Annotated in this window: 17 protein-coding genes; 9 read left to right on the top strand and 8 right to left on the bottom strand. The window is 64.5% G+C overall.

Annotation, left to right across the window (positions count from 1 at the left end):
* Positions 1-34 precede the first annotated feature (34 nt).
* Genes ACTIFF_RS00545 through puhE form a run of 9 tightly spaced genes read left to right on the top strand, consistent with a single transcriptional unit; the run spans position 35 to position 10,897 of the window.
* Positions 35-3,826 carry a magnesium chelatase subunit H gene (locus ACTIFF_RS00545; protein ID WP_439535061.1) on the top strand — a complete coding sequence of 1,264 codons (3,792 nt, stop codon included), beginning with the start codon at positions 35-37 and terminating at the stop codon, positions 3,824-3,826.
* 49 nt (positions 3,827-3,875) lie between these two features.
* On the top strand, positions 3,876-4,805 hold the full coding sequence (gene bchL, locus ACTIFF_RS00540; RefSeq protein WP_305613305.1) for a ferredoxin:protochlorophyllide reductase (ATP-dependent) iron-sulfur ATP-binding protein: 930 nt from the start codon (positions 3,876-3,878) through the stop codon (positions 4,803-4,805).
* A 25-nt stretch (positions 4,806-4,830) separates the two neighbouring features.
* On the top strand, positions 4,831-5,529 hold the full coding sequence (bchM, locus tag ACTIFF_RS00535; RefSeq protein WP_439535060.1) for a magnesium protoporphyrin IX methyltransferase: 699 nt from the start codon (positions 4,831-4,833) through the stop codon (positions 5,527-5,529).
* The gene (locus ACTIFF_RS00530) at positions 5,526-6,974 is read left to right on the top strand and encodes a BCD family MFS transporter (RefSeq protein ID WP_306475505.1); all 1,449 of its coding nucleotides are present in this window, start codon (positions 5,526-5,528) and stop codon (positions 6,972-6,974) included. Before bchM ends, ACTIFF_RS00530 begins: the two co-directional genes overlap by 4 nt.
* A 25-nt stretch (positions 6,975-6,999) precedes the next feature.
* Positions 7,000-7,770, top strand: a complete 771-nt coding sequence (gene puhA / locus ACTIFF_RS00525; protein ID WP_439535059.1) for a photosynthetic reaction center subunit H — start codon at positions 7,000-7,002, stop codon at positions 7,768-7,770.
* Positions 7,767-8,477, top strand: a complete 711-nt coding sequence (gene puhB, locus ACTIFF_RS00520) for a photosynthetic complex putative assembly protein PuhB (RefSeq protein WP_439535058.1) — start codon at positions 7,767-7,769, stop codon at positions 8,475-8,477. Before puhA ends, puhB begins: the two co-directional genes overlap by 4 nt.
* A gap of 10 nt (positions 8,478-8,487) precedes the next feature.
* The gene (puhC, locus tag ACTIFF_RS00515) at positions 8,488-8,967 is read left to right on the top strand and encodes a photosynthetic complex assembly protein PuhC (protein ID WP_439535057.1); all 480 of its coding nucleotides are present in this window, start codon (positions 8,488-8,490) and stop codon (positions 8,965-8,967) included.
* Positions 8,964-10,040 (top strand): magnesium-protoporphyrin IX monomethyl ester (oxidative) cyclase, encoded by a 1,077-nt coding sequence (gene acsF / locus ACTIFF_RS00510; RefSeq protein WP_439535056.1) that lies wholly within the window; start codon positions 8,964-8,966, stop codon positions 10,038-10,040. The genes puhC and acsF overlap by 4 nt, the downstream gene beginning before the upstream one ends.
* 5 nt (positions 10,041-10,045) lie before the next feature.
* Entirely contained in the window at positions 10,046-10,897 is an 852-nt protein-coding gene (puhE, locus tag ACTIFF_RS00505; protein ID WP_439535055.1) for a putative photosynthetic complex assembly protein PuhE, read from the top strand.
* Between the two features lie 51 nt (positions 10,898-10,948).
* On the opposite strand, the gene ACTIFF_RS00500 is transcribed toward puhE, so the two are convergent.
* The 8 genes from ACTIFF_RS00500 to bchY all read right to left on the bottom strand — a co-directional run bounded on the left by ACTIFF_RS00500 (position 10,949) and on the right by bchY (position 18,821).
* A complete protein-coding gene (locus ACTIFF_RS00500; protein ID WP_439535054.1) occupies positions 10,949-11,761 on the bottom strand; it encodes a peptidylprolyl isomerase in 813 nt (270 codons plus the stop codon).
* Between the two features lie 375 nt (positions 11,762-12,136).
* Positions 12,137-13,246, bottom strand: coding sequence for a photosynthetic reaction center cytochrome PufC (gene pufC, locus ACTIFF_RS00495; RefSeq protein WP_439535053.1), 1,110 nt, complete (start codon positions 13,244-13,246; stop codon positions 12,137-12,139).
* Positions 13,243-14,220 (bottom strand): photosynthetic reaction center subunit M, encoded by a 978-nt coding sequence (pufM, locus tag ACTIFF_RS00490; RefSeq protein ID WP_439535052.1) that lies wholly within the window; start codon positions 14,218-14,220, stop codon positions 13,243-13,245. The genes pufC and pufM overlap by 4 nt, the downstream gene beginning before the upstream one ends.
* 23 nt (positions 14,221-14,243) lie before the next feature.
* Positions 14,244-15,068: a photosynthetic reaction center subunit L gene (gene pufL / locus ACTIFF_RS00485; protein WP_439535051.1), complete on the bottom strand. Its 825-nt coding sequence runs from the start codon at positions 15,066-15,068 to the stop codon at positions 14,244-14,246.
* A 105-nt stretch (positions 15,069-15,173) separates the two neighbouring features.
* Positions 15,174-15,374 (bottom strand): light-harvesting antenna LH1, alpha subunit, encoded by a 201-nt coding sequence (gene pufA / locus ACTIFF_RS00480; RefSeq protein WP_305632331.1) that lies wholly within the window; start codon positions 15,372-15,374, stop codon positions 15,174-15,176.
* A 10-nt stretch (positions 15,375-15,384) separates the two neighbouring features.
* Positions 15,385-15,615: a light-harvesting antenna LH1, beta subunit gene (gene pufB / locus ACTIFF_RS00475; RefSeq protein ID WP_083224038.1), complete on the bottom strand. Its 231-nt coding sequence runs from the start codon at positions 15,613-15,615 to the stop codon at positions 15,385-15,387.
* A 157-nt stretch (positions 15,616-15,772) separates the two neighbouring features.
* On the bottom strand, positions 15,773-17,221 hold the full coding sequence (gene bchZ, locus ACTIFF_RS00470) for a chlorophyllide a reductase subunit Z (protein WP_439535050.1): 1,449 nt from the start codon (positions 17,219-17,221) through the stop codon (positions 15,773-15,775).
* A gap of 73 nt (positions 17,222-17,294) precedes the next feature.
* Positions 17,295-18,821 carry a chlorophyllide a reductase subunit Y gene (gene bchY, locus ACTIFF_RS00465; RefSeq protein ID WP_439535049.1) on the bottom strand — a complete coding sequence of 509 codons (1,527 nt, stop codon included), beginning with the start codon at positions 18,819-18,821 and terminating at the stop codon, positions 17,295-17,297.
* Positions 18,822-18,830 lie beyond the last annotated feature (9 nt).

The raw sequence follows: 18,830 nt of genomic DNA, 5'->3' as shown, positions 1-18,830 counted from the left end.
TGATCGAAGCATGACCTCCATCGGACTTCCCTCGATGCTGAGAAAGCGTGCCGTCGATACGAGCACGACTTCGGCGGTCACCCATCAGCCCATCAGCATCGTGATCGTCACGATGGACACCCATCTTGCGAGCGCGGTCGAACGTGCCCGGCCGCGTCTGTCGCGTGAATTCCCGGGGCTGACCGTGAGCCTGCATGCCGCGTCGGAGTACGCCGGCAACGAATCGGCAATCGCCCGCGTCAGGGCGGACATCGCCAGCGCAGACATCATCGTCTGCGGCATGCTGTTCCTGGAAGACCACTTCCTGCCCATCCTCGACGACCTGCGTGCGCGTCGCGACCACTGCGACGCCATGATCTGCATGGCCTCGGCCACCGAAGTCGTGAAGCTGACCCGCCTCGGGCAGTTCGACATGGACAAACCGGCCAGTGGCCCGATGGCGCTGCTCAAGCGCCTGCGTGGCAACAAGAGCAAGACCGCCACCGGCGGCGCGGCCCAGATGAAGACGCTGCGCCGCATCCCGCAGATGCTGCGCTTCATTCCCGGCACCGCCCAGGATGTGCGCGCCTACTTCGTGACGCTGCAGTACTGGCTCGGCGGCTCGGACGAGAACGTGCTGAACCTGTTGCGCCACGTCGTCGACCGCGGTGCCGATGGCCCGCGCAAGGAACTGCGCGGCAAGATCAAGGTGCAGCCGCCGATCGAATACCCGGAAGTCGGTGTGTACCACCCGCGCATGCCGGGTCGGTTTGCCTACGAAGCGTCCGCGCTGCCCGACCCCATCGGTCGCGAACTGCGCGGCACGGTCGGCGTACTCGTGCTGCGCTCCTACCTGCTGTCGGGCAACGCCGGTCACTACGACGGTGTGATCGCCGCGCTCGAGGCGCGCGGCCTGCGCGTCGTTCCGGCCTTCGCCGCCGGACTCGACTCGCGCCCGGCCATCGATCAATTCTTCCTGAAGGACGGTCACAGCATCGTCGATGCGGTCGTGTCGCTGACCGGCTTTTCGCTGGTCGGCGGTCCCGCCTACAACGATGCCAAGGCGGCCGAAGAAATCCTCGCGCAACTTGACGTGCCATACGTCGCGGCGCACCCGGTCGAGTTCCAGACACTCGATCAGTGGGGCGAGTCGGATCGCGGCCTGCTGCCGGTCGAAAGCACCATCATGGTCGCCATCCCGGAACTCGACGGCGCGACCAGCCCGATGGTGTTCGGCGGACGCCCGGGCGCGCCTGGCGTCACCTGCACCGGATGCCATCACGCCTGCACCTTCACCGCGGCGGACAACAAGCAGGACATGCACAGCTGCCCCGAGCGCGCGCAGACACTGGGCGCGCGGGTCGACAAGCTGGTGGCGCTCAAGCGCAGCGAACGCGCCCACCGCAAGGTCGCCATCGTCATCTTCAACTTCCCGCCGAATGCGGGCAGTGTCGGCACCGCCGCCTATCTGTCGGTGTTCGAATCGATGTTCCACACCCTGACGGCGATGAAGCAGCAGGGCTACCAGGTCGACCTGCCCGAGAGCATCGATGCGCTGCGTGATGGCGTGCTGTTCGGCAACGCATCGAAGTACGGTGCAGACGCCAACGTGCATACGCTCATCAGCGCAGAAGACCACGTGCGGCGCGAACCGTGGCTGAAGGAAATCGAGGCGCAGTGGGGGCCTGCACCCGGCAAGCAGCTGAGCAACGGCAGTTCCATCCTGGTGCTCGGCAAGCAGTTCGGCAACATCCTGATCGCGGTACAGCCGGCTTTCGGTTACGAAGGCGACCCGATGCGGCTGCTGTTCGAAAAGGGTCTGTCGCCGACGCACGCCTTCTCCGCCTTCTACCGCTACCTGCGCGAAGACTTCAAGGCGCACGCCGTGCTGCACTTCGGCACCCACGGCGCACTCGAATTCATGCCGGGCAAGCAGAGCGGCATGGGCGGCAACTGCTGGCCGGACCGCCTGATCGGCGACATGCCGAACGTCTACCTGTACGCCTCCAACAACCCGTCGGAAGGCGCGATCGCCAAGCGCCGCTGCGGCGCCACGCTGATCAGCTACCTCACGCCGCCGATCGCGCAGGCCGGTCTGTACAAGGGTCTGAACGAACTGAAGGCGTCCATCGAGCGCTGGCGCACGATGGAACCGGCATCGCCGGAGCGCGCCGACCTCGCGGTCGTGCTGCAGGCGCAGGCCGCCGCACTTGACCTCACCGCCGCCGAGCCGCTGTGGGACATTTCGCCCACCGGCGGTACCGACGCCCGCGTGATGAAGCTGGCCGAGCAGATGCTCGAGCTCGAATACACGCTCATCCCGCACGGCCTTCATGTGGCCGGGCGCGCACCGTCGGAAGCGGAACGCGTCGACATGCTGCTGTCGATGGCCGATGCCTCGCACGGACAGCAGCTGGAACGCACTGCGATCGAGGCACTGGTGGCCGGACTGAGCATCGACCGGGTGCTCAAGCTGTCCGGGCTGCCGCGCGACGACAGCACGGTCGAACTGTTCAACGAACTGGTCGACATCAACGGCAAGCTGGCCGAAGACACCGAAGTGGCCGCGATGCTGCAGGCGCTCGACGGTCGCTACATCCGCCCGGCACCAGGCGGCGACATCCTGCGCACGCCGGCGGTGCTGCCGACCGGCCGCAACATTCACGGCTTCGACCCGTTCCGCATTCCGAGTGCGTTTGCGGTGAAGGACGGTGCTGCGCAGGCGCAGCGCCTGCTCGACCGCTACACCGAAGACGGTTTCCCCCTGCCCGAATCGATCGCCATGGTCATGTGGGGCAGCGACAACCTGAAGAACGAAGGTGCGCCGATCGCCCAGGCGCTCGCCCTGATGGGTGCGTTGCCACGTTTCGACAGCTACGGCCGCATCGCCGGTGCCACGCTGATCCCGCTTGAAGAGCTGGGCCGCCCGCGCGTCGATGTGGTGATCACGCTGTCCGGCATCTTCCGCGACCTGATGCCGCTGCAGATCAAGCTGCTGGCCGAAGCGGCATGGCTTGCCGCCGCCGCCGACGAGCCGCTGGAGATGAACTGGATCCGCCGGCACGCGCTGGCCTATCAGCAGGAACACGGCTGCACGCTGGAGATCGCCGCGCTGCGCGTCTATGGCAATGCCGAAGGCGCCTACGGCTCGAACGTGAACAACCTGGTGGAAAGCAGCCGCTGGTCGGACGAGGACGAGATCGCCGAAACCTACACGCGCCGCAAGGGCTTCGCCTACGGCCGCACTGGTCGCGCGTCGCAGCAGACCGCATTGCTGCAGAGCGCACTCGCCAATGTTCAGCTGACCTACCAGAACCTCGACTCGGTCGAACTCGGTGTCACCACGGTCGACAACTACTTCGATACGCTGGGCGGCATCACGCAGGCGGTCAAGGTGGCGCGCAACGGCCATACGCCGCCGGTCTACATCGGCGACCAGACCAAGGGCGACGGCGCCGTGCGCTCGCTGCAGGAGCAGGTGGCGCTGGAAACACGCACCCGCATGCTCAATCCGAAGTGGTACGAGGGCATGCTCGCGCACGGCTACGAAGGCGTGCGCCAGATCGAAACCCACATCACCAACACCATGGGCTGGTCGGCCACGACGGGTCAGGTTGCCCCGTGGGTCTATCAGCAGCTCACCCAGACCTTCGTACTCGACGACGGCATGCGCAACCGGCTCGCCAGCCTGAATCCGACTGCTGCCGCCAAGCTCGCAAATCGTCTGATCGAAGCGCACGACCGCAACTACTGGCAACCGGATGCGGCCATGCTGGCCAAGCTGCGGGCTGCCGGCGAAGAACTGGAAGACCGTCTGGAGGGCGTATTCCAGCCCGTCAGCGCATGAAATCCCCTACACCCCCGTCCGCCCGTGCGGACACACCCGAGGTCTCAGAGTGAACACAGTCACCACCACCCACGTCCCGCTGTCGGCGCTGAAAACGCGCAACTCGGGCTCGTCGCGCAATGACGGAGAGGGCAGCGTGCAGGTCCACCTCGACCCGTCGCTGAAGCTCGGTACCGCAAAGGTTTTCGCGGTGTATGGCAAGGGCGGCATCGGCAAGAGCACGACGTCTTCCAATCTGTCAGTCGCCTTTTCCAAGCTGGGCAAGCGCGTGCTGCAGATCGGCTGCGACCCGAAGCACGACTCGACCTTCACATTGACCAAGTGCCTGGTCCCGACGGTGATCGACATTCTCGAAACGGTCGACTTCCATTCGGAAGAACTGCGCACCGAGGACTTCGTTTTCCCCGGCTACAACGGCGTGATGTGCGTCGAGGCAGGCGGCCCGCCGGCGGGCACCGGCTGCGGCGGTTACGTGGTCGGCCAGACGGTCAAGCTGCTGAAGGAACATCACCTGCTCGAAGACACCGATGTGGTCATCTTCGACGTGCTGGGCGACGTGGTGTGCGGCGGTTTCGCCGCCCCGCTGCAGCATGCCGATCGCGCACTCATCGTCACCGCGAACGACTTCGACTCCATCTTCGCGATGAACCGAATCGTGGCCGCCATCCAGGCCAAATCGAAGAACTACAAGGTGCGTCTCGGCGGCGTGATCGCGAACCGCAGTGCGGCCACCGACCAGATCGACCGCTTCAACGAACGGGTCGGCCTGAAAACCATGGCGCAGTTCCGCGATCTGGACGTGATCCGCCGCAGTCGCCTGAAGAAATCGACGTTGTTCGAAATGGACGACAGCCCGGAAGTGCTCGAAGTGCAGCAGGAGTACATGCGGCTGGCTGCTTCCCTGTGGGCCGGCACCGATCCGCTGATCGCGGAGCCGATGAAGGACCGTGACATTTTCGACCTGCTCGGTTTTGACTGAGTTTTCGAACGAGACCGACGACACCATGAACACCTCATACACAGACCGCCGAAGCCAGATCCAGACCTACTTCGACCGCACCGCGGTCGAAGCGTGGAAGCGCCTGACCTCTGACGCCCCGGTGGGCCGTGTGCGGGCAACGGTACGCGCCGGACGGGACCGCATGCGCGCAACACTGCTTGACTGGCTGCCACAGGACCTGCGGGGCCGCAAGGTGCTGGACGCCGGCTGCGGAACCGGTGCGCTGGCGGTCGAGGCGGCACGGCGCGGTGCGCACGTGGTGGCCATCGACCTGTCGCCCACGCTGGTGCAGCTGGCGCGCGAACGCATGCCGGAAGACCTGAACGGCGGCGAGATCGACTTCCGTTCGGGCGACATGCTGGATCCCGCGCTGGGCTGGTTCGACCACGTGGTCGCCATGGATTCGCTGATCCACTACGAGGCCCATGACGCCGTGCGCGTGCTGTCGGGGCTCGCTGCGCGCACCGAACATTCGATCCAGTTCACCTTCCCGCCGAGCACGCACGCACTCGAAGCGCTGCGCTTCATCGGCAAGTTCTTTCCGCGCGGAGATCGCGCGCCGTCGATCGAACCGGTACGCGAAACCCTGCTGCACCGGCTGATCGATGAAGAGCCGGCACTCGACTGCATGGCCATCGGCCGTTCCCAGCATGTGTCGAGCGGCTTCTACAAGTCGAAGGCTCTGGAGCTGTGCCGCAGATGAAAACGCTGTCCGCCCGCTCGCTCAACGACCGCGCTGCAAAGCTGTGGACGGGCGTGGGCACGCGCTTTCTGCCGTTCGCCGATGTCGCGACGGCGGAGTTGCCGCTCGGGCGTCTGCTGCGTCTGTCGCTGTTCCAGGTGTCGGTCGGTATGGCGACGGTGCTGCTGATCGGCACGCTGAACCGCGTGATGATCGTCGAGATGGGCATGGCCGCCTGGCTGGTCGCGCTGATGGTGGCGCTGCCGCTGCTGTTCGCGCCCTTCCGTGCGCTGATCGGCTACCGCTCGGACACGCACCGTTCGGTGCTCGGCTGGAAGCGCGTGCCCTATATCTGGATGGGATCGCTGATCCAGTTCGGCGGTCTGGCCATCATGCCGTTCTCGCTCATCCTGCTGTCCGGCGACACCCAGGGTCCGGCGTGGATCGGGCAGGCCGGCGCCGCACTGGCCTTCCTGATGGTCGGTGCCGGCATGCAGACCGCGCAGACCGCCGGCCTCGCTCTGGCCACCGACCTCGCTGCGCCGGCGAACCGGCCGCGGGTGGTCGCGATGATGTACCTGATGCTGCTGGTCGGCATGGTGGTCAGCGGCATCGTGTTCGGCCTGCTGCTGGCCGACTTCACGCAGCTGAAACTGATCCAGGTGGTGCAGGGCTCGGCCATGCTCACGATGGTGCTGAACGTCATCGCGCTGTGGAAGCAGGAACCGCGCGGCATGCGCACGCAGGCGCAGCAGGCCCCGCGGCTGCCGTTCCGCGAAGTCTGGCGCAGCTTCTCGCAGCACGCCCGCGCCACGCGTTACCTGTGTGCGGTCGGTCTGGGCAGCGCGGCCTTCAGCATGCAGGACATCATTCTCGAACCTTACGGCGGCGAAATCCTCGGCATGGGCGTCGGCGCCACCACGTCGCTGACCGCCATGATGGCGCTCGGCGCGATCGCCGCCTTTGCACTGGCGGCACGCGTGCTGGCGCGCGGCTTCGATCCCTACCGGCTGGCGGCGCTTGGCGCGCTGACCGGCATCATCGCGTTTTCGGCCGTCGTGTTTGCCGAACCGCTGCATTCGGTTCCGTTGTTCCGCGTCGGCGTGGCGCTGATCGGCTTCGGCGGCGGGCTGTTCTCGGTCGGTACGCTGACGGCCGCGATGGGACTGGAAAGCGGCGGCCTGAATGGCCTCGCACTCGGCGCCTGGGGTGCGGTACATGCCACCAGCACCGGTCTGGCGATTGCATTGGGCGGCGCACTGCGCGACGTCGTGTCGGGACTGGCCACGTCGGGCGCGCTCGGTTCAGCGCTGAGCAGTCCGGCGACCGGCTACAGCTTCGTTTACCACTGCGAGATTTACATGTTGTTCGCAAGCCTGATCGCGATCGGCCCTCTGGTCCGCTCTGCGCATCATTCATCCACACCAAGCAGCACGAAGTTCGGACTGGCCGAGTTTCCCGGCTAATCGTCATTCCAAGAGGGAGATCAAAATGGGTACTGGTGCCATCACTGCATACATCGACGTCGCGCAGATCACGCTCTACGTGTTCTGGGCCTTTTTCGCGGGCCTGATCTATTACCTGCACCAGGAGAGCAAGCGGGAAGGCTACCCGCTGGAGTCCGATCGTTCGGGCAACATCAAGGTCCAGGGCTTCCCGGCCATTCCGGATCCGAAGACCTACAAGCTGCAGGATGGCCGCACCGTGACGGCCCCGAACTTCGCCGTGTCACCGCAGACGCTGAAGGCGGTGCCGAGTGCCAAGTTCCCGGGTGCGCCGCTGAATCCGACGGGCAATCCGATGCTCGATGGGGTCGGACCGGGTGCGTATGCAGACCGGGCCGACATTCCGGACGTGACCTACGACGGTCGCCTGCGCATCGTGCCGCTGCGTGCCGACACGGCCTACGGCGTCGCGCATCAGGACACCGATCCGCGCGGCCTCCCGGTGGTCGGTGCCGACGGCAAGGTGGGTGGCGTGGTGCGCGACCTGTGGGTTGACCGTTCGGAAGCGATGTTCCGCTACCTCGAACTTGACGTGCCGGTCGGGGGTGGCACGCGCCGCGTGATGCTGCCGATGAACTTCAGCCGCATCGGCGCCCGCCAGGTCAAGGTGGCGTCCATCCTGGGTCACCAGTTCTCGAGCGTACCGAGTCTTGCATCGGCCGATCAGATCACCTTCCTTGAGGAAGAAAAGGTCATGGCCTACTACGGCGGCGGCACGCTGTACGCCGAAGCCAGCCGCAAGGAGCCCTGGCTGTGAGCACGCTCAAGGCCGTGCCCAACACCGGGCACGAACACGAGTTCGAGCCGCAGCTCGGGCTGCCGGAACGGCTGCCGCAGGATGAACGCGTGCTGTGGCAGGGCGCGCCGGACTGGAAGCGCATGGCACGCGAGCGCTTCCATCTGCCGGCGCTCACCGGCTACTTCACCGCCATCCTGATCCTGCGCGCCGGTTTCATCCTGTCCGGTGAAGGCAGTATCGGCGATGCGCTGACGGCGGTCGTCATGCTGCTGCCGCTGGTGGTGTTCGCCCTCGGCTCGCTGGCCCTGCTGGCCTGGCTGTCGGCGCGCACCACGGTCTATACGATCACCGACAAGCGCGTCGTGATGCGCGTGGGCATCGTGCTGAGCCTCACGTTCAACCTGCCGCTGCGGCGCATCGAATCGGCCGGGCTCAAGCTGCACAAGGATGGTCACGGCAACATTCCGCTGACGCTGGGCGGCAGCGAACGCATCGCGGTGCTGCACCTGTGGCCGCATGCCCGCCCGTGGCGCGTGACGAAGCCGGAACCCATGCTGTGCTGCGTGCCCGATGCTGCCCATGTGGCACAGATCCTGCAGACCGCCTGGACGGCGGCCGCGGGCGAAGAAGCTGCAGCGGCCGCATCGTCCGTACGTGGCGCGAACGGCGAAGCTGCGCAGCCCGCCCGCAGCCTGAACGGCACCCCGCAACTCGCGATCGACTGAGGTCAGGATCATGGAAGCCCAAGTTGTCTCGCATCACCCGCTGTCACGCGGCCCGCTCATTGCCATCGGCGCCATGCTGCTGGTCGTGCTGCTCGCAGTCACCACGGTACGGCTGTCAGGCGTGAACATCAGCGTGCCCGATGCCGCCGCCGTTGCAACACGCGATCTGCGTTTCGAGGACAGGGCCGACGGCAGCATCGCCGTCATCGACGCCCGAAGCGGCGCCGAACTCGAATCCATCGTCGGCGAACAGGGCTTCATCCGCGGCACGCTGCGCGGGCTCGCCCGCGAGCGCAAGCGTCAGGGCATCGGTGCGGATGTGGCCTTCCAGCTGGTCGGGCGCGCCGATGGCCGACTGACCCTGATCGACCCCGCCACCAACCGCCGCGTCGACCTCGATTCCTTCGGCCCGACCAATGCCGGCGCCTTCGTCAAGCTGCTCGACGTTGCCCGGTCGCCAGACATGCACGCATCAGGAGCTCTGCAATGACCACCGCCACCCCGTCCGCCGCCCCGGCCGCCGTTTCCGAGGAATCCACCGCCAAGGCGCGTGTGAGCACCATGCTCAGCCCGCGCTTCTACACCACCGATTTCGATGCGATGAACCGCATCGACGTCAGCGGCGTGCGTGCGGAATGGGATGTGATGATGGCCGAGTACGAAGGCGACAACAATCACGACCATTTCCAGCGTACCGAAGACTTCGGCGATCAGATCAAGCAGCTGCCGCCTGAACTGCATCAGGAATTCATGGACTTCCTGATCAGCTCGATCACGTCGGAGTTTTCCGGCTGCGTGCTGTACAACGAGATCAAGAAGAACGTCGACAATCCGGACATCAAGGAATTGATGTCGTACATGGCGCGCGACGAAGCACGGCACGCCAACTTCCTGAACATGTCGCTGAAGGATTACGGGCTGGGCGTCGATCTGGGCGGCCTGAAGCGCACGAAGAAGTACACCTACTTCAAACCGAAATACATCTTCTACGCGACCTACCTGTCGGAGAAGATCGGCTATGCCCGCTACATCACGATCTACCGCCAGCTGGAGCGTCACCCGGAGCTGCGCTTCCACCCGATCTTCCGGTGGTTCGAGCGCTGGTGCAACGACGAATTCCGCCATGGCGAATCGTTTGCGCTGATCATGCGCGCCAATCCGCACCTGCTGCGCGGCGGCAATCTGCTGTGGGTCAGGTTCTTCCTGCTCGCCGTGTATGCCACGATGTACGTGCGCGATCACATGCGTCCGCAACTGCATCAGGCCATGGGTCTGGATGCCGACAACTACGATTACGAAGTTTTCCGCATCACGTCGGAGATTTCCAAGCAGGTCTATCCGCTGACGCTGGATACCGACAGCGCGGTGTTCCGCGCCGGTTTCGAGCGCCTGTTCGCGCTGGCCCAGGCGAACGAGCGCGCCAAGGCACAGGGCGGCGTCATCGGACTGGTCAAGCGCGGGGCCTGCGCGGTGGCGGCTTTCGGCACCTTTGCCCGGCTCTACCTGCATCCGGTCAAGCGCAACGACATTCCCCAGTCCGTGCGCATGCAACCGGCCTGGTGATGCCAATGAGCGACTGGATGACGCCGGCGCTGTTCGCACTCGGCCTGTGGTGGTTTGCCACCGGCGCCATCCTCTATCTGGACGGTCTGCCGCGACGCACCTTCCGCCACAGTCTGCTGGCGGCCAGCGTGCTGATGGTGGCCGCACTGTTCGCGCTGAACCACAGCGCGGCCGGCACGTCGGTCGCGATGACGTACTGCAGCTTCACCAGTGCGCTCATCGTGTGGGGCTGGCTGGAAATGACCTTCCTGATGGGGTTCATCACCGGCCCGCGCAAGCAGGGATGCCCGGAAGGCTGCGGCGGACCGGCACATTTCTGGCACGCAACGGAAGCGATCATCCATCACGAACTGTCGATACTGGTTGCCGCCATCGCCATCGCCGCGATCACCTGGGGCGATCCGAACCAGACCGGCACCTGGACCTTCATGCTGCTGTGGGGGATGCGGCTCAGCGCCAAGCTGAACCTCCACTTCGGCGTGCGGAATTTCAGCGAGGAGTTCCTGCCGCCGCACCTGACCTATCTGAAGAGCTTCTTCCGGCGCCGGCGCATGAACCTGCTGTTTCCCTTCTCGGTCACGGGCGGAACCATCGTGACCGTGCTGCTGGTCCAGCAGATCGGCGCGGCCGGAAACAGCGAGGCGACAACCGTCTGTTTCACGCTGCTGGCCACGATGTCCGGACTGGCGGTGATCGAGCACTGGTTCATGGTGCTGCCGCTGCCGTTCAATGCACTGTGGAAATGGGGCCTGAAATCTCGCGAAATGAAACCCGCTCCGGCCGTGATGCGGGTTCATGATTGTTCTAAGGCGGTACACGCGCACCGCATCGTCACCGCAGACGCCGCCAAACCCTGATCCGCCTGCGGGCAACCGGTCGGGCACGGCTCGACCGGTGCGTCCGGTTCCTTACTCGACCTTTGCCTTGCCCAGCAAGGTGGTGACGTGCTCCTGCACGGCCTGCTGCTGCAGGTGCTGGACCATGCGCTCCTTCACCTGTTCGAGCGGCGGCGGGCCCTTCTTGCGCACGTCGTCGAGCAGGATGACGTGATAGCCATACTGCGTCTTCACCGGCTCGGTCGTGTACTTGCCCTTTTCCAGCTTGGTCATCGCGTCGCTGAATTCCTTGACGTAGGTCGCCGGATCGGCCCAGCCGAGATCGCCGCCCCGTTCCTGGCTGCCGGTGTCCTTCGAATACACGACCAGCGTACCGAAGTCGATGCCGCTGTTCAGGTTATCGATGATGGATTTTGCCGCGCCTTCCTGATCAACCAGGATGTGCCGCGCCTTGTATTCTGTACCGGTACCCATCTTGGCCGCGGCGCGGTCGTATTCGGCCGTGATCTGTGCGTCAGTGACTGGATGATCCTTCGACCAGCCGTCGAGGTAGGCGTTGATCACCATCTCGTCGCGCGCGTACTCGATGCGCTGCAGCAGCGCAGGATCCTTGTCCACCTTGCCCTCGCGAGCCGCCTGCAGCAGCACCTCGCGACGCACCAGATGATCGCGCACGCGCGAACGCAGGTCCGGGCTGTCGAGCGCGCCCTGAGCCACCTGTTCCTTGATGAATACATTGCCAAGTTCCGACGGAATCTGCACGCCGTTGACCCTGGCAACCTTGTCGGTGAACGCAGGGGTCGTCGCGGCCGCTTCCTGCGCCGAAGCGGGGAGTGCCGTACCGATCGCGATTGCGGCGGCCAGACAGCTCAAAGTATGGTTCATCGATGGATCCTTCTGTTTTCGGATAGGGGCTCTGGCCGCAGCGCTGCGGGCACTGGCGAGGCCATGATTTAGTGGGATCACGGAGCGGAAAGGTTGCATCCCGGCCATGCTCCACGACCACGGATTCTCTCAGGTTCGCGGTCTGCCGCGAACCCCCGCACGGATCACGCCGGTCCGCGGCAGACGCTGCAGCGCAACACCCCACGCGGACAAAATCGCGACACCTGCGCGTGAACGGCTTCGGGCCCCGAGGGGCCCGAAGGGTCGTGCGAGGGTCCGGATCCGCCCCCGCAAACGCCGTCTGGCACGGCGGGGGTGATGCAGGAGCGGCCGGACGATCTTTGCCTGCCGCCGGCACGGAGCCGGCGGCCGAACTTACGGCTTCGCGGCCTCTGCCGGCATCTCGACGGCCGGCTCGGCCGGCGCCTCGGACGCAGGCGCTTCCGGTGCAGCAGCCGCCGGAATCGCGGCCATCGCGCCTGCTGCGCTGAGCGCCATGTAGTCCTTCAGCATCGAAGCACCGTACAGCGGCTTGTAGGCACCTTGATGGCAGGTCGCGCAATTCACCTTGGCCACATCACCCAGGGCGCCGAGACGATGGACCGGGAAGGTCTGCGCCAGCGGATCCATATAGGTATTGTTCAGCTCACGCGACATCCGGATGCCGTGCCAGGCCGTCACGCGCTGCGGCGTGCTGGTTTCCCACGACGAGAAGGCACGCGTGTTGTGGCAGTAGGTGCAATTCACGCCGAGACCATCCGACATGTGCATCATCAACGCGTAGGTGTCTTCGGTCGCCTGGATCGATCCCACCCTGACGTTCGGCAACGCGGTCTTCGCATTCACGGCGATCGTGTTGGCCTTGCTCAGGTACGGAGTGAAAGGATCGTAGGGCAGCGATGCATAGGCCACCGACTCGGCCGGCGTGTTCTGCCCGCCCTTGCTGCCGACCATGCGCGTCGCGTGCTTCTGCGGCTCCGGTGCGAACCACACATTCGCCGGCACCGGCATGCCGCGGTGGCAGGTGTAGCAGGTGACGCCGGTATCGGCGACGTGGGTCTTGTAGTCGCTGTTGATGGTCTGCGTCATCTGGATCATGCGCCGCGCCACGACCTTGGTGTAGAGCGAGTCATCGGCCAGATTCTGCAGGTTGTGGCAGTAGCCGCAACCCTGCTCCGGCGAAACCCACTGCGTCATCGCAACCATGATGCGGGTGAATTCCGCCACGCTGACGTCGCCCAGCACCTTGACGTTCTGATACACCTCGGAGGCCTTCTGCCCCTCCTGCGGTGCTGCAGGGAGCGCCGTCGGTACGGCATGGATGCCTGCCTGCTCGGCGACGATGCGCGGGTTGGCGACCTTGACCATCGCCGTGCCGCGGAAGCCATGCTGCTCGGTGGTGATCGGCGGCTTTTCGCACGCCGACGCCAGCACGCCGGCCGCCAGCAACAGTGCGACCCGGATGACTGTATAGGACTTCATCATTGTTGCGCTCCTTGCAGCGTTGCGGGATCGACAATCGTGCCGAATACCGCCGGGTACATCGGTGCGACGTGGTGCTTGACCGCCCACAGATACCAGTTGTCGACCACGGTGCCGGTGAGCAGGATGCCGATGCCGCCGGTCAGCGGGCACAGCACTGCGAACCACCAGGCCCAGCGGTGGATGGATTCCATCGACGCATTGAAGCCCATCGTCCAGCGCCAGAACAGTGCTGCACGCTCGGATGCCGTGCCGCGATCGACGATCTGTTCGATTTCCCGTTCGCCACCGAAGCGGCTGACCGCAAGGATGGTTGCACCGTGCATGGCAAACAGCAGCGCCGATCCGTAGAGGAAGGCGATCGACAGCATGTGGAACGGGTTGTAGAACAGGTTGCCGTAGCGGATCGAGAACGCGGCCGTCCAGTCCAGGTGCGGGAAGATGCCGAACGGAACCGCCTCCGACCAGGAACCCATCAGCAGCGGACGGATGAAGCCCAGCACGAGGTAAAGCCAGATCGCCGCGGCGAAGGCCCAGGCAACGTGCGTCCCCATGCCGAGGGCCTTTGCGCGGCGGTACATGCGCAGCCACCACAGCATGATCGACAGCGTCAGGAAGAAGCCGGCCATCAGCCACCAGCCACCCTGATTGAGCGGCGGCAACTTCAATCCATATTCCGGCGGCGGCGGCTCAAGCCCCAGCCAGAACAGCTGCCGCACGAACTCGATCGGACTCCAGTTCACCGACGCCAGCATATTGAGGCCGATGATTTCGAACGCGACCAGGAAACAGACGATTGATGCGATGCCCAGCCAGCCCAGATAGATCGGGCCGAGTTGCGCATCACCCAACCTGCCGAACAGGTGCACATCGATGGGTTTACCCATCCGCTCACGGTCGTCACGACCGATCGAGACGCCCGGAAAGGCGGGTCCATGTACCTGGACCTGGGTGAAAATATTCTGGTATTCCGCCATGACTCTACCCTCTCTTTCTTCTGTTAGCGCCACACGGGGAGGTTGAGCCACCAGCTCCACCATTCGGGCCATCCGCGTGTCCAGAACGGCCCGCTGATGATGATGCACACGGCGCTCCAGAAGACTGCCGACAGCGCAAGGAACAGCCCGAGACGGTGCACACCGAGCGTACCGATCGAGTAGCCGATCGCATCGCGGAAGAAGGTGTTTTCATGATCCGGCGTCTTGACCACTTCACCCTTCGCAGGATTGGTCGAGGACAGGATGAGCGCGCCGTGCAGCGACAGTGCGAGGGTGGTGGCAAAGAAGAAGCTCACCGCCAGCATGTGCGCCGGGTTGTAATGGAAGTGCAGATACTGGTAACCGGTATTCGAAACCCAGTCCAGGTGACTCATGATGCCGTACGGAAATCCGTGGCCCCAGGCGCCCATCAGGATGGGCCGGAACACGACCAGGGTGACGTAAGCCAGAATCGCGAAACCGAATGCAACGGGCACGTGATAACCGATACCGAGCTTGCGACAAATTTCAACTTCACGCAGCGCCCACGATACGAAGGAACCGACTGCGCACACCGTAATCAACTGCCATAGCCCGCCTTCCATCAGCGGCGCCATACCCAGCCCGTAACTCAGATCAGGCGGAGCGATATTGATTTGCCACAGATTCCAGGTCGTCCCCTGCGAGGCGCCCCAGATAATCAGCAGCGTGCCCACAAGGGCAAAGAACATCGTGGTGACGCCGAAGAAGCCTACGTAGAAGGGGCCTACCCAGAAATCGAACAGGTCTCCGCCTATCAGCGTGCCACCGCGGACGCGGTACTTTCTTTCAAAACTGAGCATGGACATGCCAACCCCCTTTTGGGAAGCCTTCGGGCCTCCACTTTTCAAACTTGGCTTCGCAACAAGCGAGGCCGGGCAGGCCCGGTCCTCGCCAGACTTGCGCCTTCCTCTTTACTGCACCTGATTCAGTGCAACCGGTGCCGGCATTGCGACACTTGCCGCAGCCATCGGCTTCTTGCTCGGTCCTTCGATCCAGTTGAAGCGATCGGTACTGAGAAGAATGAAATGAATCACGATCGCGAGCACAAACAGAAAGGTAAACAGAGCTACCAGTGATCTGCGCGGATCGAACAACATCCATATACGCCACATATTTTTGCTCCTATGCCTGATAGATGTAAGGAATGACTGAGTACGTCGCTGCCCGGACGCCTTCAATCAGTGACGCATAACCTTCCGAACCCGGCAGCCACGGACGCCAGTTCCAGACAAGAATGTGCGCAACGATTGCGACGACGAGAAAAACGATGAAACTCGTCATGAAAATGGCGTGGAATTCACGCGCCTCGGAAGCTGTCAGTCCTGACAGGGATCCGCTATTGGCATCAGCCATAACATTTACCTCCTGATGGGCCTTTCGGCCGTATTACCACCGCGCAAACCCCGCGCAGCTGGGACTTTCGGGGCATGCCGCACCCCGGAAGATCGTGTTCCGGTCAGACCGGACGCATTTTCGTGTTCTGTCACTGCGCCTTCGCGGCCGGCCGGACTCATGTCGGCTCGAGCGCAAGGCGCGCATTCATTACCCGTTCCGCCGTGATGCGCGCTTCATCTGCGCGGCGGGCATCTTCTTCCGCCCGGTCGCGCAGGCGCTTGGCTGCCGAGATGCGGACCAAGAAGGGCTTTTCATTCACGTACTGGTCGAGCAGGCGCTGCGCCTCGTCGTCCCACGGACGCGTATCGGCACGCGAGATGCGCGCCGGTGTCGGATCCACCCGGTCCATGTCGGTGGCCAGCGGCAGGATGTGGAACAGCGCGTCGAACAGCGCGTTGCACACCTCCTGCACCACATACGTCGCACCGGCGTAGCCCATGAAGGGCGTGCCCGTGTGGCGGCGGATGATGGCGCCCGGGAAGGACGACGGGATATAGCTCGCACGGGCGCCGCATTCGGCCATGTACATGCGTTCGTTGTAACTGCCGAACATCACCAGCGGCGTCTTCTCGCGCACCAGACGACGCACATCCGCGTTGTCGGTCTTCTGCCCCGGGCAGCGCGACACCGAGAAGTTGCACGGCAGGCCCATGTCTTCCTCGAGGAAGTGGCGCAGGCCGCGCGCGTAGGTTTCGTTGGCGACCACGGCGAAGCTGGCGGTGCCGAAGAAATCCTGGGTGACCGAGCGCCACAGGTCCCAGATCGGCTTGATCGTGGTGTGCTTTTCGCGCTCGATGAACGGCTCCGGATCGACACCGGTCAGTTCGCCCAGCTTGCGCAGGAAAAGCGTGGTGCTGTGCAGGCCGATCGGCGCCTGCAGGTAGGGACGTTCCAGCGTTTCGCACAGCAGGCGACCGAACTCCCGGTACATGCAGACATTGACGTCGGCATTGACCAGCTTCGGTACGTCGGCCAGGTGACTCCCGAGCGGGAACACCATATTGATTTCGCAGCCGATGCCTTCGACCAGGCGGCGGATTTCGGCCAGATCACTCGGCGTGTTGAAGGTGCCGTAGATCGGCCCGATGATGTTCACCCGCGGCTTTTCGCCTTCGGCGCGCGGCTTGCGCTCCGGAATCTTCTTCGTGCCGTACTGTGTCCAGAGCCAGTTGATGGCGCGATTCGCGCACTGCCACTGGTCCTCGTCGATGGTGCGCGGCAGGAATCGCTGGATGTTCGTGCCTTCGGGCGTCACACCGCCGCCGATCATTTCGGCGATGGAACCGGTGACCACCACGGCCGGCATATCGGGATCGAGCACTGCGTGAGCGCGCTTCATCGCGCCTTCGGTGCCTTCGCGCCCGAGCTGTTCTTCGGCCAGTCCGGTCACCACGATGGGCAGTTCATGCGGAGGCAGGCCGTCGGTGTAGTGCAGCACCGAAGTGACCGGCAGGTTTTCGCAACCGACCGGACCATCAATGACCACCTGCAGTCCCTTGACGGCGGTGAACACATACACCGCACCCCAGTAGCCGCCTGCGCGATCGTGATCGAGGACTAGCATGTCGTCCTCCGCCCGGCCGTCCGAAGGAGGGCGACCGCCCCCTCGTGGGGCAGCCGATGTTTGGCGTGGGGGCTCATATGGCCTCCTCTACGCTGCGCGCCTTGGCCAGCTTGGCCATTTTCGCCTTGTAGGCGGTGCGGAACTCGGGATGGTCCTTTGGCGATTCCTGCCAGACACCGGCGGTGTGCCCGGTGCCGACACCTTCGAAGAAGTCGCTCATGGTGTCGAAGCGCGCCTTGTTGGCGATGGCGGTGTTGACCACCGTCGCCAGCGAGCCGGCACCGGCCGGTCCCATCAGCGGGCGGGCGGAAATCAGGTTCGTGAAGTACAGCCCCGGAATGCGGGCTTCCTTCGCCGCCTGCACGATGGGCGTCGTGCCGATCGCCAGGTCGGGCTTGAATTCATGCATCGCGGCCAGATCCTGCTCGAGCGACGCGCGGTACTGCACATGGACGCCGTGCGCGTTTAGCCAGTCGAGGTCGGCCGCGCTGTGCACCGTCTGCGGGCAGGCCGTGCCGACGTAGCGCAGATCGGCGCCGCTTTCGACCAGCAGGCGGGCGACCAGCAGTTCGGACCCTTCATAGCCGCTCAACGTGATGCGACCCTTGATCGGATTGGCCGACAGCGCGCCACGGATGGCCGGCAGGAAGCGGTTTCTGGCCGCATCGATCTGCGCCTGTCCGACATTGCACGCGTTGCCGATGGCCTGCAGCCAGGCATCGGTGCCGTCATGTCCGACCGGCGCCGAACCGACGATGGCGCGCCCTGCGGTTTCGAATTCACGGAAACTCGCGGTGTAGAAAGGATGGATCCCCGCCACCACGGCGCAATCGAGGGCTGCGTACAGCTCGCGCCACTCACGCGTCGGGACCACCGGACCAGCCGCCAGGCCAAGGGGTTCCAGCATCGCACCGATGCCGACCGGATCCACCGGAAACATTTCGCCCACCAGGGCAACCGTAGGCTTGTCGCTGATACCGTTGCGCGGCGCCTGCACCGGGCCCTGCTCGGCTTCGGTGCGTGCGTATCGCAGCATCGCGCCGGCCAGTACGTCCTTTGCCTCGGCGTGCGTCGGCACGCCGAAACCCGGCACGTCGATGCCGATGATGCGCACGCCGTTGATGTCCTTGGGCAGCAGCTGCAGCGGCACACCACTGGCGGTCGGCACGCACAGATTGATGATGACCACTGCGTCGTACTGCGCCGGATCCGCGAGCTTGAACACCGCTTCGCGGATATCTTCGAACAGCTTGCCGGTCACCAGCGATTCGCTGTTGAACGGCACGTAACCCACGCTGCGACGCGCACCGTAGAAGTGCGAAGTGAAAGTCAGTCCATAGACGCAGCAGGCCGAACCCGACAGCACGGTCGCGGTGCGGCGCATGCGCAGGCCGACACGCAGCGAGCCGAAGGCCGGACACATCGACTGTGGCTGATCGTGCGGACCCTTCGGATAATCCAGTGCGTACTGATCCAGTACACCGCTCTTGCCGGCGGCGCGGGCGGCGCCCTCCAGCTGGTCGCGGCCGGCATGACAACCCAGACCGTCGCTTTTCAGCGCGTCGGCGTTGATGACCTTGATGTCGGGTATGTTGGACATGGTGGCCAC

The sequence above is a fragment of the Methyloversatilis sp. genome (assembly GCF_051861465.1).
GTDB lineage: Bacteria > Pseudomonadota > Gammaproteobacteria > Burkholderiales > Rhodocyclaceae > Methyloversatilis.
Note: the sequence above shows the minus strand (reverse complement) of the source record. Positions and strands in the feature narration are given on the sequence as shown.

Excerpts from the sequence above, each read along its gene's own strand:
- pufC (WP_439535053.1), bottom strand. The coding sequence starts at position 13,246 with ATGATGAAGTCCTATACAGTCATCCGGGTCGCACTGTTGCTGGCGGCC.
- pufB (WP_083224038.1), bottom strand. The coding sequence starts at position 15,615 with ATGGCTGATGCCAATAGCGGATCCCTGTCAGGACTGACAGCTTCCGAG.
- ACTIFF_RS00530 (WP_306475505.1), top strand. The coding sequence starts at position 5,526 with ATGAAAACGCTGTCCGCCCGCTCGCTCAACGACCGCGCTGCAAAGCTG.
- pufA (WP_305632331.1), bottom strand. The coding sequence starts at position 15,374 with ATGTGGCGTATATGGATGTTGTTCGATCCGCGCAGATCACTGGTAGCT.
- ACTIFF_RS00545 (WP_439535061.1), top strand. The coding sequence starts at position 35 with ATGCTGAGAAAGCGTGCCGTCGATACGAGCACGACTTCGGCGGTCACC.
- puhE (WP_439535055.1), top strand. The coding sequence starts at position 10,046 with ATGAGCGACTGGATGACGCCGGCGCTGTTCGCACTCGGCCTGTGGTGG.
- bchZ (WP_439535050.1), bottom strand. The coding sequence starts at position 17,221 with ATGCTAGTCCTCGATCACGATCGCGCAGGCGGCTACTGGGGTGCGGTG.
- puhC (WP_439535057.1), top strand. The coding sequence starts at position 8,488 with ATGGAAGCCCAAGTTGTCTCGCATCACCCGCTGTCACGCGGCCCGCTC.
- bchM (WP_439535060.1), top strand. The coding sequence starts at position 4,831 with ATGAACACCTCATACACAGACCGCCGAAGCCAGATCCAGACCTACTTC.
- puhA (WP_439535059.1), top strand. The coding sequence starts at position 7,000 with ATGGGTACTGGTGCCATCACTGCATACATCGACGTCGCGCAGATCACG.
- acsF (WP_439535056.1), top strand. The coding sequence starts at position 8,964 with ATGACCACCGCCACCCCGTCCGCCGCCCCGGCCGCCGTTTCCGAGGAA.
- ACTIFF_RS00500 (WP_439535054.1), bottom strand. The coding sequence starts at position 11,761 with ATGAACCATACTTTGAGCTGTCTGGCCGCCGCAATCGCGATCGGTACG.
- bchY (WP_439535049.1), bottom strand. The coding sequence starts at position 18,821 with ATGTCCAACATACCCGACATCAAGGTCATCAACGCCGACGCGCTGAAA.
- pufL (WP_439535051.1), bottom strand. The coding sequence starts at position 15,068 with ATGTCCATGCTCAGTTTTGAAAGAAAGTACCGCGTCCGCGGTGGCACG.
- pufM (WP_439535052.1), bottom strand. The coding sequence starts at position 14,220 with ATGGCGGAATACCAGAATATTTTCACCCAGGTCCAGGTACATGGACCC.